At 48.6% G+C, this 13,915-nt stretch carries 10 protein-coding genes and 2 pseudogenes; 6 read left to right on the top strand and 6 right to left on the bottom strand.

Annotated elements, in window-relative coordinates; all coding sequences use genetic code 11:
- Nucleotides 1–68 precede the first annotated feature (68 nt).
- Nucleotides 69–968, bottom strand: coding sequence for an AraC family transcriptional regulator (locus ATN88_RS17175; protein ID WP_067418592.1), 900 nt, complete (start codon nt 966–968; stop codon nt 69–71).
- A gap of 220 nt (nt 969–1,188) precedes the next feature.
- Here ATN88_RS17175 and ATN88_RS17170 point away from each other — a divergent pair, with 220 nt between their 5' ends.
- Nucleotides 1,189–1,536: a DUF6404 family protein gene (locus ATN88_RS17170; RefSeq protein WP_067418590.1), complete on the top strand. Its 348-nt coding sequence runs from the start codon at nt 1,189–1,191 to the stop codon at nt 1,534–1,536.
- Nucleotides 1,537–1,595: 59 nt separating this feature from the next.
- Here ATN88_RS17170 and ATN88_RS17165 read toward each other — a convergent pair whose 3' ends face one another.
- From ATN88_RS17165 to ATN88_RS17150, 4 genes and pseudogenes are all read right to left on the bottom strand, one after another.
- A complete protein-coding gene (locus ATN88_RS17165) occupies nt 1,596–2,444 on the bottom strand; it encodes an ABC transporter permease (protein WP_067418588.1) in 849 nt (282 codons plus the stop codon).
- Nucleotides 2,445–2,454: 10 nt separating this feature from the next.
- Nucleotides 2,455–3,711: an ABC transporter permease gene (locus tag ATN88_RS17160; RefSeq protein WP_067418586.1), complete on the bottom strand. Its 1,257-nt coding sequence runs from the start codon at nt 3,709–3,711 to the stop codon at nt 2,455–2,457.
- 67 nt (nt 3,712–3,778) lie between these two features.
- The gene (locus ATN88_RS17155) at nt 3,779–4,864 is read right to left on the bottom strand and encodes an ABC transporter substrate-binding protein (protein ID WP_067418584.1); all 1,086 of its coding nucleotides are present in this window, start codon (nt 4,862–4,864) and stop codon (nt 3,779–3,781) included.
- Nucleotides 4,865–5,036: 172 nt separating this feature from the next.
- Nucleotides 5,037–6,148, bottom strand: a pseudogene (locus ATN88_RS17150) (ABC transporter ATP-binding protein).
- A gap of 259 nt (nt 6,149–6,407) precedes the next feature.
- Here ATN88_RS17150 and ATN88_RS17145 point away from each other — a divergent pair.
- The 4 genes from ATN88_RS17145 to ATN88_RS17135 all read left to right on the top strand — a co-directional run bounded on the left by ATN88_RS17145 (nt 6,408) and on the right by ATN88_RS17135 (nt 11,944).
- Nucleotides 6,408–7,394, top strand: coding sequence for an ABC transporter substrate-binding protein (locus ATN88_RS17145; protein ID WP_067418581.1), 987 nt, complete (start codon nt 6,408–6,410; stop codon nt 7,392–7,394).
- A gap of 316 nt (nt 7,395–7,710) precedes the next feature.
- A complete protein-coding gene (locus ATN88_RS27590) occupies nt 7,711–8,004 on the top strand; it encodes a hypothetical protein (protein ID WP_232313378.1) in 294 nt (97 codons plus the stop codon).
- Complete coding sequence (locus ATN88_RS17140) at nt 7,899–8,813, top strand: efflux RND transporter periplasmic adaptor subunit (protein WP_232313372.1); 915 nt, start codon at nt 7,899–7,901, stop codon at nt 8,811–8,813. Before ATN88_RS27590 ends, ATN88_RS17140 begins: the two co-directional genes overlap by 106 nt.
- A gap of 11 nt (nt 8,814–8,824) precedes the next feature.
- Nucleotides 8,825–11,944, top strand: coding sequence for an efflux RND transporter permease subunit (locus ATN88_RS17135; protein WP_067418579.1), 3,120 nt, complete (start codon nt 8,825–8,827; stop codon nt 11,942–11,944).
- Nucleotides 11,945–11,995: 51 nt separating this feature from the next.
- Here ATN88_RS17135 and rodA read toward each other — a convergent pair whose 3' ends face one another.
- Nucleotides 11,996–13,108, bottom strand: a complete 1,113-nt coding sequence (gene rodA, locus ATN88_RS17130; protein ID WP_067418576.1) for a rod shape-determining protein RodA — start codon at nt 13,106–13,108, stop codon at nt 11,996–11,998.
- 217 nt (nt 13,109–13,325) lie between these two features.
- Between rodA and ATN88_RS17125 the strand changes: the two are divergent.
- Nucleotides 13,326–13,915, top strand: a pseudogene (locus ATN88_RS17125) (hypothetical protein); the annotation flags it as partial.

Raw genomic sequence — 13,915 nt, 5'->3', positions numbered from 1 at the left:
CGAATTTCTCTCAAATCTAATGGAGAACGAAGTGCCTTTTGTTGGCAAACACGCTCACACTCAAAGGGTTATTTGATAGCCGTACAAAAAGTCACATCTGCCGTACAAGGATTCTGGCCAATGCTATGATAAAGCTCGAAGCACGGTCTGTTGTCTGCTTCAAGCCCGGCAGCAATAATGCCTCTCGTCAATTCTTCCCATTTCGCCGCATACTCCGAGGCATCAGTCACTGTGTGTCTTACCGTGCTGTATTGACCTCCAGGAAAGTCTTGCAACTCAATACCATTTGGTACTTCGATGTTATCGTCGACCATCAGGCAGATATCTGTACGGCATTTATCCTCAGGCGTAATTTCTGGGTTGTCGTGATAAATGAAAATACAGGTGTTGCCTGCCTGCCCTTTGCTTCCTGCCCATTGATATAAGCGGCCACAAGGTTCTTGATAACCTTTGCCGTAAGGCCCAACGACACGAATATACGCAAGTTTTGATGCAGTGAAGTGTTGTGTTTCCATGTGCGAACTCCTGATTTGTAGATAGGAGTCAGTATATGGAGAGGCAGACGATCTGACGTTTCCGTTCTTGCGCAGTGCGTGTCCAATCTTGCTGCTTCGAGTCAGAGCCGAAAAGGCGTCGTAGCTTTCACACTCTCTGAACGCAGATGGCGTGACGCCAAAGTTTTGCTTAAACGCCTTCGCCAAGCTCTGAGAAGAGGAAAACCCATAATCTAACGCGACGTTTAATACGGGTTCTTTGCTGCGAAACAAATCGTTCGCAGCCTGTTCCAAGCGCAACCTGCGTATAAACTCCGCCAAGGTTTCGCCTTGAACCGCTTTGAAAATACGGTGGAAATGATAAGGCGACAAGTTAGCCTGAGCAGCGACTTCATGTAAGTTAAGTGGCTCATTGAAGTGTTTTTCTAAGTATCGGATGACGGGCGTCAATCGCTTGTCGTAGTCTACTTTCATCGATATTCGCAGTGAGAAAACCTTTCGCTCTAGCCTAAACAAATTGCCGTAGCGATCAATCTGACTATCGTTCCAAACCCCACAAATTCAAGGCCTGTCGCGTCTTTACTCACCAACGACCGATTCTTCGAGAGCGCGGTCACCAATTCCATTGATGCTCATAGGCAAGGTCACATGTTGCGATATAGTGGGCGCAACACGTTGTAATTAGTGATTTTAAATGAGTTTTGAGCAACACCTAGACAAAGCCCATGCTTTGTTACTGAAAAAAGGCTTTCTAGCATCTTCTATCAACCCGGTGATCTATCGCCTTGCGCGAAAAATCGGTCTGAAAGTTCCGCCACCTCAGTTTGCTTCTTTCAGCATTAACATGATGCTGAGCACCATTTGGTTTGGCCTGCTTTGGGGCGTGATCATGTGGTTCATGCAGTGGAGCAGCCTCGGCGTATCAATCATCTACATGTTCAACGCTTCGTTGACCACAGGCTTAATCTTCGGTCTGCTGATGGCACTCTGGTACAGATTAAGTGCGAAACGCAAAAGCCTGCCAAATTGGGCTGACATCTAACAAGCTTGGTTTGCCAGTTACCGTCATTAGGGGGAATGGGTAACTGGCAGGCCAACTTACTATTCTTCAATACCTCTCATCCGCGCGCTGCGACGTCTCAAAAACTCTAACGTTGTCAAAAGCGCAATCGAAAGCACAACCAGTAACGTAGCGGCCGCCAATATGGTCGGACTGATCTCTTCTCGAATCCCTGCCCACATCTGTATCGGCAATGTCGTTTGTTCCGGCCCCGCAATGAAGAGCACTACAACCACTTCATCAAATGACGTGATAAAGGCAAACAGTGCACCAGAAATCACGCCCGGTGTGACTAGCGGCAGAACTACCTTAAAGAAGGTTTGAACAGGATTTGCACCCAAACTCGCAGACGCACGCGTTAACGAGTGATCAAAGCCACTCAGCGTTGCCGTCACGGTAATCACCACAAACGGAATCCCTAATGCCGTGTGTGCCAGGATAACGCCAATATAGGTCTGGGTGAGTTGGAAGCGAGAAAAGAAAAAGAACATCGCTGCAGCGGAGATGATCAATGGCACGATCATTGGTGAAATCAGAATAGCCATGATCACGTCTTTGTACGGCATGTAGCGGCTCGACAAGCCAAGTGCCGCAATCGTGCCAAGCACAGTCGCTAAAATCGTCGATGCGATAGCCACAATGATGCTGTTTTTCACGGCAGTCTGCCATGCATCTGACGTGAAGAAGTCGTCATACCATCTGAGAGAGAACCCCGCAGGATCGAAGCTCAGCATTTCTGGCGTAAAGGTGAAGTAAGGTTCGGCGTTAAAGCTTAAAGGGATAATCACCAACAGCGGGCCAACCAAAAACAGAAAGATTGCCGCACAAATCAGGCGGAAAACCACATACCACACTTTTTCGCCTGTGGTGGCGCATTCAGGCATTGCCATGGTATTCCTCCTACCCTAACTTCACATTATCTACACCGATCAATCGGTTGTAGAGCCAATAAAGAACAATGACCACCACCAGCAAAATCGAAGCGATTGCTGCTGCAAGCCCCCAGTTCAGCGAGGTTTGCATGTGGTAGGCAATGAAGTTGGTAATGAATGTACCATTTTGTCCACCAACCAAAGCAGGGGTGATGTAGTAACCAATCGCGAGAATAAAGACCAATATCGACCCCGCACCGATACCCGGTAAAGTCTGCGGGAAATAGACGCGTCGAAAAGCCATAAACTGCGTCGCCCCCATTGAACGCGCCGCTCGCACATAGCTTGGTGAGATGGTCTTCATCACCGAATAAAGCGGCAATATCATGAACGGCAGGAGTATGTGGGTCATCGCTATCAACGTGCCGGTTTGGTTGTAGATCATCTGAATCCGATTCTGATCATCCAAGATCCCCATACCAACCATCATGTCGTTCAACACACCTTGCTGCTGCAAGATGGCAATCCAAGTCGCCGTTCGCACCAACAGCGAGGTCCAGAAAGGCAACAGAACAAAAATCATTAAAATGTTGGCATGCTTGAGCGGCAAATTTGCGAGTAGGTAAGCCACCGGATATCCCAGTAACAAACACAAAAACGTAATCGCCACGCTCATGTAAAGCGTGCGCCAAAACAGGCCGTTATAGATTTGGAGATGCTCAGGTTGAGCAACAATGTTGCCTTCATCGTCGAATCGATGATCGACAGCATTCAAGTAATAAGAAAGGGTGTACGTTGATGACTCTCGCTGAATCAGACGCCAGACGCTGATGTCTTTCCAGCGCTTATCCATTTTCTCAATCTGCGCTTTGTATGGGCCTTCATCGATTCGTTTTGATTTGCGCGCGGACTTCATTAGAAGTGAGCGCATGCCTGATTTTTCATAGTTCAGTCGCGAGGCGACCTTGCCTATGTTTCGTGCTTTGGCACCGACTTGAAGATCTTCAACCAATGCTGCGTATACCGCTTCATCGGGCAGTTGCTGGCCATCCCAGTTTTCTAGTGCAACTGTCGTTCTTGGGAGATAAGTAGAGACTTCTGGGTTCTCAACACTGCGCTGCAGCATATCCAAAATAGGGAGAACAAAGGCAACCAAGAGAAAGGCTAATAACGGGGCAACAAGAAGGAATGCCTTAATCTTGTTTCTACGGATTGAACGCTGCTGGCTAACTCGAAGAGAAACACCGTCAGCGGTTTTAATTTCATTGGCTGGACTTCCCTGCACCAGACCTCCCACTGCTTATAAAAACGAAAAATGGCGGGCATTCATTGCCCGCCATTAAAGCTTTACCTTACTGCGCTAACCACGCGTTAAAACGCTGTGCCAGTTCATCACCGTTGTCAGCCCAAAACTCATCGTCTTTAGGAATTGCAGTCACGAAGTTAGGTGCGTAAGTCGGCATGTGAGGTTTCATGTCGATACCTGTATCAGCATGCGTACTTACCATGCCCGCAGAAGAGTTACGTGCTGGACCGTAAGAAATGTACTTAGCCTGATCGGCCAGACGTTGAGAGTCTGTCGCAAAGCGCAGGTAGTCCTTCACTTTGTCCAGTTTGCCTTTTGGCACAACCCAACCATCAAGCTCAAACACCTGACCATCCCAGATAATGTCAAACGGCTGCTTTTCATTAACCGCTGCGTTAAAGATACGACCGTTATATGCCGAAGCAAACGCCACTTCTTTATCTGCCAGCAACTGCGGTGGCTGTGCACCTTCTTCCCACCAAATCACAGAGTCTTTAATGGTATCCAGCTTTTTAAACGCACGCTTAACGCCTTCTTCGGTAGAAAGCACTTCGTACACTTCTTCAGAGGGAACACCGTCAGCAACCAACGCCCACTCTAGGTTGTTGATTGGCTTTTTCTGCAACGCACGTTTGCCTGGGAAATTTTTCAGGTCAAACACATCATCAATTTTTGATGGCTTCTTGCCATTAAATAGCTCAGTGTTGTAAGCGATAATATTGGAGTAAACGATGGACGGTACGAAACACTCGGTCAGAGAGCCCGCCAAGAAGTCCTTAGTCGCCACCGTGCCGTCTGGCGCAGCCGCCAACAACACGTCATGGTCGAGCGGCTCAGCCAGCCCTTCATCACACGCGACAATCGCATCCGACGGTAGAATATCGACTAAATCCCACGTGACGTTGTCAGATTCAACCTGCGCACGCAGACCAGAAAGCGCGTTCGATGACTTATCGATGTTAACGATTTTCACGCCCGTCTTTTCAGTCCAAGGTTCGTGGTAAGCCTTAGTTTGGCTTGCCGTGTATGCGCCCCCCCAAGACACAACATTCAACGTCTCGTCAGCGACAGCTGTGGTCGCCAAGCTAGCACACCCTGCAAGGATTGCGGCATGTAACGCTAGTTTCTTCATTGTTTTCTCCTCAAGTCTTTCGCTTGTTAAGCCTGAGCAGGACAGGAATTCACTTCTGCACGTTACTACGGCACAGAACTACTGCGTTCATCGCAATCCATATTCAGTACTTTCGCTAGCCATGGGCGGATGTCCGCCGCCTCATACTCAGCTAATTCCGTAAAGTCGATGCCTATGATGCATCTAAGGCTCGGCAGTCTTCTTCGGACCAGCCAATCCTAATCATGTCGCCACGACGTAAATTCGGATGCCCTTCGGCATTCGGTGTTTTTATAATAAATTCATCGCTTTCACACACTTTCACGCGCGTGCGCAGGTGATCACCGAGGTAGATAACTTCTTCTACCTGGGCATCAAAAATATTGGGGAGCGTTCCCTGAGACGGGTTGATGATGATGCGCTCTGGACGTAAGGAAAGCGTTGAAATCTCGCCCTCTTTACCAACTGCAACGGGTTTAGCGGTTATCACGTCACCATTCGGTACTTTAACTTGACAACGTTGGCTATCTAGCGAAATCACGTCGCCTTTTAAGCGGTTATTCTCACCGATGAATTGAGCAACAAACGCATTCACTGGGCGTTCATAGAGTTCTTCAGGCGTTGCGAGTTGCTGTACGATCCCATCGTTAAATACCGCAATACGGTCTGACATGGTGAGTGCTTCGGATTGGTCATGCGTTACATAAATCATAGTAACGCCGAGATCTTCCTGAATGTGTTTGATCTCATATTGCATCTCTTCTCGCAGATTTTTATCCAACGCGCCCAAGGGTTCGTCCATCAAGACCAGCTCAGGCTCGAAAACCAAGGCTCGCGCAACGGCAACACGTTGCTGCTGTCCACCTGAAAGATGAGCAGGTCGGCGGTGACCAAAGTCAGAGAGACGCACCATGTCTAATGCGCGCCTCACTTTGTCTTCAATTTCCGATTTGGATAAGTTACGAACTTGTAACGGGAAGGCAAGGTTCTCTTCCACCGTCATATGCGGGAAAAGTGCATAGTTTTGAAAAACCAAACCGATGCCCCGCTTGTGGGGTGGCAAGGTTTTTATTGGATTGCCGTTGAGGTAAATTTCACCGTGGGTAGCTGTTCAAAGCCAGCCATCATCATGAGTACCGTAGACTTTCCTGATCCGGACGGCCCGAGCAGGGTAATAAATTCCCCTTGATCAATGTCCATTTCAAATCCTTTGACCACCAAAGATTTGCCGTCATAGCTCTTTTGGACATTATCGAACTTAACAAAAGGAAACCCTGAGTTATTCCCGCCATTACCAGATTGCATACTTAATGATTTCCCTTACACCTCTAAACATATAAAGCCTATAACAGGGTGTTAACATTAATCAAAGTCCATGATCTCTAGTGAGAGACGGATCAATACAAGATGTAGTCAAAAAACGCATTACACTCCAATTAATAAGGTTTTCGCGTCACTTTCATCACATTTAAAAACAATTTGGCAACAATGATTACATCCAGTTTGTTATCTTAGACAGGTCTAAAACAACAATACTCTTTTGTCTAAATCGGAGATTTCTGCCATGCATGCTCGCTATCTCTCGCTGCCGTTACTTGCCCTCTCTCCTTTCGTTTCTGCTGAAGAATGTGGCGATGTCACCATCGCAGATATGAACTGGAATTCCGCCACCTTAATGGCGCACGTTGATCAATTCATTTTGGAACATGGCTACGACTGCAATGCTGAACTCGTTCCCGGCGATACCATGCCGACAGGCATTTCAATGTCTGAAAAGGGCGAGCCGGATATTGCCCCAGAGTTTTGGAGCAATTCGCATAAAGAGATGCTTGAGAAAGGGCAAAAAGAAGGTAAGTTGCGTTTCGCAGGTAAAGCCTTTACGGAAGGTGGCGAAGAGGGCTTTTGGGTTCCAAAGTACATGGTGGATAAAAACCCAGAACTCGCCACCATTGAAGGCATTAAGGCCAACGCAGCATTGTTTCCTCATCCAGAAGAAGATGGCGTTTCTGGCTTTATGACATGCCCTGCGGGGTGGACATGTCAAATTACGGCAGGTCATTTGTTTGATGCTCTTGAACTAGAAAAAGCAGGCTTTGAACAAGTCGACCCCGGCTCAGGTGCAGCGTTGGCAGGTTCTATTGCTCGCGCATATGACCGTGAAAAGCCTTGGTTTGGCTATTATTGGTCACCAACACCCGTGCTTGGCCGCTATGAAATGGTTAAAGTGGATTTCGGCGTTGCACCGGATCCTGCACATTATGAGCAATGTATTACGCAAGCAGATTGCCTTGAGCCGAAGGTGACGGCTTATCCACCCTCTGCCGTAAACACCATCACCACAGAAAGCTTCGCTCAAGAATCACCTGCTGCTTACGCCTATATCAGCAACCGTTCATACTCAAATGCAGACATGAGCGCGATGATGGCTTGGATGGAAGAAAACCAAGCAGATGGCGAAATTGCAGCGTTTGAATTCCTCGAAAGCTATCCGCAAGTCTGGACCCAGTGGGTGCCTGCAGACGTGGCGGAAAAAGTAAAACAAGCACTGTAGTCTTTCACATCTTGTATTGAAGGAGGCACATTGCCTCCTTTTTTAGTACCTCTGTTCAAGATCCTACCCTATAAAACAACACCTTACTTACCCCTTTAATCAAATCGTCCCAACTTGGAAACACAACCATTAAAACCCTTGCTTATACTTCTGAGTGAACTTAAAGCATAAATAGAGTGAATATGAAACAACTTGATTATTTGCTTCACGTGTTGGCGAATCTCAGACCTGACTCACTCAGCGTGTTTATTTGTGTCTTTCTCAGACACGCAAGATCCAAAACTCTCACCAAAGTAAACACTTGGAGAATCATCAGATGAATAGATGGGTATTAGGGATGATAGTGGTCGCTGTGCTGGCTTTTGGCACTGTGATTGGCTTTAACCTTTTCGTGAATAACAAAATTGAAACCGCATTGGCTAACCTTCCAGAACCAGTTTACCCCGTGTCTGTTGAAAAACTTGCGCCAACCGTTTGGCCCCAAGGTATTCAGGCAATTGGTTTATTGAACCTAATCAAGGTGTTGACGTCTCCAACGAAGTATCTGGTATTGTCACTGCCATTAACTTCGACAACGGGGCTTCTGTTGAAGCCGGAACCGTTTTGGTGAGTCTGGACTCTTCTGTTCAGCAAGCCGATTTAAAAGCGCAGCAAGTACAACTCCCGTCCGTGCGCGACGACTTTTTACGACTGCAAAAGCTCTACAAAGAACGCTCAGTATCAGAGCAAAGCCTTGAAACAGCGCAGTCCAAATATGAATCTTTGCAAGCGAACATCGAAAGCCTCCAAGCCACCATCGCGCAGCGAGAGATCAAAGCACCGTTCAACGGCCAACTAGGTATTCGTAACGTCAACCTCGGACAATATGTTTCAGCGGGTACCGACATTGTGCGTCTTGACGATCTTTCTTCAATGCGCGTGCGCTTTAGTGTGCCTCAGGCGGACATTGGCAAAATTGCCATCGGCCAGCCAATTTCTTTGACGGTTGAGGCGTTTCCAGGCCGTGTCTACGAAGGCAAAATCAACGCGATTGAGCCTGTGGTGAACAATCAAACCGGTTTGGTGATGGTGCAAGCGGAATTACCAAATGACGACGGTACACTTCGTGGCGGAATGTTTGCCGATGTAAACATTGCGCTGACCAATCTCGAAAAACAGTTTGTTGTGCCTCAAACCGCGATTGTCTTTGCGCTGTATGGCAACTCTATCTTTGTGGTTGAGAAGAAAGACAACGACACACGCGTTAAACAAGTCACCGTTGAAGTGCTTGAAAGAAGCGGCAACAACGCGCTGATTTCAGGCGATTTGAAGTTTGATGAAGAAGTCGTCACCACTGGAATTTTGAACCTTGGTAACAACACTAAGGTCGACATAGTTCCAAACCCAATCTCCGTGCCTGACAAAATGCCGCAACTGTAAGGAGCACGGGAATGAAATTTACCGATATCTTCATATACCGCCCCGTGATGGCGGCATCGCTCAGCATCTTGTTGCTGTTGCTTGGGCTCAACGCGCTAAAAGACCTACAGGTTCGTCAGTACCCCGACATGACCAACACGGTAATAACGGTAGCGACCGCTTACCCTGGCGCAGATGCTGAGTTGGTAGAGGGTTTTATTACCCAGCCGTTAGAACAAGCGCTGTCTCAGGTTGATAACCTCGACTTTATGACATCCTCTAGTCAGCTAGGGGCGTCCAGCATAGTCTTGAACATGCTGCTCAACACCAACCCTGAAGAAGCACTTGCCAACGTGCTTTCGCAGATAAACTCAGTCGCAAACCAGCTACCGCAAGAGGCCTACGATCCGTCCGTGACCTCTTCGACCGGTTCCACCACCTCCATCATGTACATTTCGTTTTTCAGTGGTGAGTTGAACTCAAGCCAGATTGCAGACTACCTCGAACGGGTTGTGAATCCGCAGCTTTCAACCGTGAATGGCGTGTCGAATATTGCCATGATGGGCGGTGCGCCCTTTGCGCTACGTATATGGCCAGATCCTGAAAAACTCGGGCAATACAACCTGTCCACCAGCCAGCTCATCAGTATTCTTCAGCAAAACAACTACCAGTCCGCCGTTGGTCAGTTCAACAGCTATTTGACCATTTTGAACAGTACCATCGACAGTCAGGTAGACACGGTTGAAGGGCTGAAAAACTTGGTCATCAAAAGCCAAGGCGGTCAGGTCGTGCACCTTCGTGATGTCGCTGAAGTGAACATGAGCAAAAGCTCTGACAGCACGCGTGCACTCGCGAATGGACGTGAAGCGGTTATCGTTGGTGTTAATGCCACACCAACCGCTAACCCGCTCGATGTTGCCGCAGGTATTCGTGTTCAGTTTGAGTCGATTCATCGCAACCTGCCGTCAAACATTGACGCCTCAGTGCTCTATGACTCCACCGAAGCAATCACTGACTCCATCGACGAAGTCATCAAAACCATTGTTGAAGCGGCAGTCATTGTAATTGTCGTTATCCTGCTTTTCCTTGGCTCTTTCCGTGCGGTTGTCATTCCTATCGTCACCATCCCGTTGTCACTGATAGGCGTGATGTTCGTGATGCAAGGCTTTGGCTTCACACTTAACCTGATGACACTGCTCGCCATGGTGCTCGCAATCGGTCTGGTGGTGGATGACGCCATCGTGGTGGTGGAAAACGTCGACCGTCATATCAAGATGGGTGTGAAACCGTTTAAAGCCGCGGTTGATGCCACACGCGAAATCGCCGTGCCCGTAATCTCGATGACCATTACTCTCGCGGCAGTGTACGCGCCGATTGCTTTGATGGGCGGGATCACGGGGTCGCTGTTTAAAGAGTTCGCATTGACGCTGGCAGGCTCAGTGTTTATCTCCGGCTTCGTGGCGCTAACGCTGTCACCCATGATGTGTTCGAAAATGCTCAAGCCACACACCAAGCCTGACAAGTTTGAGGAAACGGTAGAGCGCGTCCTTTCAGGACTGACGAACAAGTATCAACGTGGCTTACACGCAGTGCTCGACCACAAAAAGACCGTCGTCTTTTTCGCGCTCATCGTGTTGGTGTCTCTACCTGTATTGTTCAGCTTCATTCCCTCACAGCTTGCACCAGATGAAGATCAGGGCGTGGTCGTAGTGATTGGTAATACGCCATCGACCTCAAACAATGACTACATTCAGGCCAACATGGAGCTTATCTCGAAGATTCTAGGTGAGCAGCCACAAGCGGAAGCGTCGTTGGCATTGATTGGTGTGCCGACGAGTAGTCAGGGTATTGCAATTGGCCCCTTGATCCCTTGGAGTGAGCGTTCGGAAAGCCAAAAAGAGATCTCTGATACCGTCAACAAAGCCGCGAAAAAGCTGCCTGGTATTAATGCAACCGCATATCAAATGCCCTCGCTGCCGGGTGCATCTGGCGGTTTGCCCATTCAGTTCATCATTACCAGCCCAGCGGATTTCGAAACCATCTACAACATAGGTAGCAAAATCCTCGACAAGGCAAAAGCCAGCCCACTATTTGTGTACTCAGATGTGGATTTGAAATACGACTCTGGTTTGGTTCAGCTTTCCATCGACCGTGATGCAGCGGGTGCGTATGGCGTTACCATGCAAGCTATCGGTCAAACCTTGGGCAGCATGATGAGTGGCGGCTACATCAACCGCGTGAACATCGACGGTCGCTCTTACGAGGTTATCCCTGAGTTGGTGCGTGAAGACCGCGCGAATCCGCATCTCATCAGCAAGTACTACGTGACGGCCCAAAACGGTGAGGCGATTCCACTGTCGAGTTTGGTGAGTTTCTCGGTCAAAGGTCAGGCGAAAACACTGCCTCACTTTAACCAAATGAACTCTATCAATATCTCTGCGGTTCCTGCGCCTAACGTTGCCATGAGTGATGCGATTAGCTTCTTCGAAGGCATTGCTGCTACCGATTTGCCGCAAGGTTACACCTATTCGTTTGGTGGTGAGTCTCGACAGTTCGTTGAAGAAGGTAGCTCGCTATACGTGACCTTTGCTCTAGCACTGGCGATTATCTTCTTGGTGCTGGCAAGTCAGTTCGAAAGCTGGCGAGACCCGTTGGTTATTATGTGTACCGTTCCGCTGGCGATTAGCGGTGCCTTGATTGCATTGGGCTGGACGCATATCTCCGGAGAGACCTCGCTGAACATCTACTCGCAAGTTGGTTTGATCACCCTTGTTGGTCTAATCACCAAACACGGAATCTTGATGTGTGAGGTGGCCAAAGAGGAGCAAATCCACAAAGGCGTTTCTAAACAAGATGCGATTGTGGAAGCGGCGACAGTGCGTCTTCGCCCTATCCTGATGACCACCTCCGCAATGATTGCGGGTTTGATTCCATTGCTGTTCGCAACAGGCGCAGGTGCAGCCTCTCGTTACAATATCGGTCTGGTTATCGTCGCGGGTCTCGCCGTAGGTACGCTGTTCACCCTCTTTGTGTTGCCAGTGCTTTATACCTACATTGCAGGCGGACACCGTTTGCATGAAGGGGATTTAGACGAAGAGGAAGAAGTTGAGCTTCAGGAGGAATTGGAAGATCAACCCAAGCCCAGTACTTGATGGCTAGAAATAGAAAAGGCAGGGAAATCCCTGCCTTTTTTGTTTTTGTCACTACATTGACGACTTCGAGAAGGTTCGATGACTCCAGGTAGCCTGCGTCGGTTGCTTACCACAGCACAGCGCCATGATGATGCCGAAACATGCCCCTTGGGTGATCATAGCCGTACCACCATAACTGATAAACGGTAACGGGCTCCCCATCACAGGCAGCAAACCACTCACCATGCCCAAGTTAATAAAGGCATAAAGGAAGAAACTCATCGCCAACGCACCGCTCACCAAACGCGAGAAAGGTGCAGGAGCGTTAGCAGCCAACCACAATGCACGACCTGCAATAAACAAGTAGAGCAAGATGATCACTACGCTGCCAATAAAGCCCCACTCCTCAGCAAAGGTCGAGAAAATGAAGTCTGTATGGCTTTCAGGAATAAACCCAAGCTGACCTTGAGTCGCATTCATAAACCCTTTGCCTTTAAAGCCACCGGAGCCAATCGCGATCAGCGATTGGATGATTTGGTAACCCGCACCGAGTGGGTCAGATTCCGGATTCAGGAACTGGGTAACACGCTTTTTCTGGTACTCCTCCATAAAGAAGAACCACATCAAAGGTACAGACGACGCAACGGTTATCAACACAGAGCCAATGATTTTCCAGCTCATCCCGGCAAGGAAGAGCACGAACAAGGCATACATGACAGTGAAGATGGAGCCATCAAGGTCAGGCTGAATAACAATTAAACCTGCAGGCACCGCCGTGACGAGCGCACAGAGAATAATTTTCTGGAAATTCGGCCTGCCGGGGTCTTTCACAATTAACCAGGCCACCATCATGGGCACGGCCACTTTCACCAGCTCAGAAGGCTGGAAGCGAACAGGACCAAGGGCTAGCCAACGTTTAGCACCGTTGGTGGTATCACCAGCAATGATAACGCCAACTAACAAAATGACGGCCAAACCGAATAGGTGCGGTGCCAGATCTTTAAATTTCTTGGCTGGGATAGTAGACAATGCAAGCAAGGCAAAAATAGCCATAAATGCTCGCGCTAAATGACGCTCAATAATCGGAACGCTGTAACCACTCGCGCTCCACACACTCATGGAGCCTAAAGCGATCAATGTGCAGATTGCAGCAAACAGCGGGTAATCGAGCCGAGGGCGAATCATCGACACGGAAGGTATCTCTTACAACAACAAGGCGAGGCACTAGTATATTGGGTTCTCGGAAAAAGTAACGATTCTTTTCGAAAATACAGAGGTGTTCTCTACTGTTGCTCCGTAAAACTTTTTCAATCACTACGTGGTTTTTGCGGAATTATTCACCTTTTAACAATGAATTCAAAGAGTAAGATAAATCTATCGCCACTCACATTTGGATTCCATTATGTCCAGCATTGTCACCACCTCACCCAACCTACTTCGCCGATACTCGACCTTATTGCTAGGTGTCGTGTGCACGCTCTTCCTCGCTGGCTGTTTTGAGCCAGAAGAACACCATGCGCTCGGCTTGATTGAAAAAGACCGCTATCTCGCCAAGAGTCCGGTATCAAAAACCATTACCGAACTTTTGGTTTCAGAAGGAGAAACCGTAAAGCAAGGTGACCTCATCGCGCGATTGGATAGCACGCAAGCAAGACTCGATGTGAACAATGCGTTAGCACAACTTGCAATGACTGAAGCCAAACAAGCAGAGCTTATGGCGGGGCCTCGCCAAGAAGAAATCGCGAAAGCAAAAGCCACAGTGGACGGCGCACAAGCGGCACTGGTTGAAGCCAGAAAAGCGTTTACGCGCACGAAATCACTGGTCTCCAAAGGCATGCAAGGCAAAGCCGATTTGGACAGCGCGCGCTCGTCCAGAGACCGCTGCGAATCTGCACTCGAAGAAGCCGAGCAGTACCTTGCCCTGTTGTTAGCAGGCACGCGAGCAGAGCAACTCCAACAAGCCGAGGCCTCGGTTGCCCAAGCAAAAGCCTT

Origin of the sequence: Enterovibrio coralii, from assembly GCF_001559595.1 — a bacterium.
Lineage (GTDB): Bacteria > Pseudomonadota > Gammaproteobacteria > Enterobacterales > Vibrionaceae > Enterovibrio > Enterovibrio coralii.
Note: the sequence above shows the minus strand (reverse complement) of the source record. Positions and strands in the feature narration are given on the sequence as shown.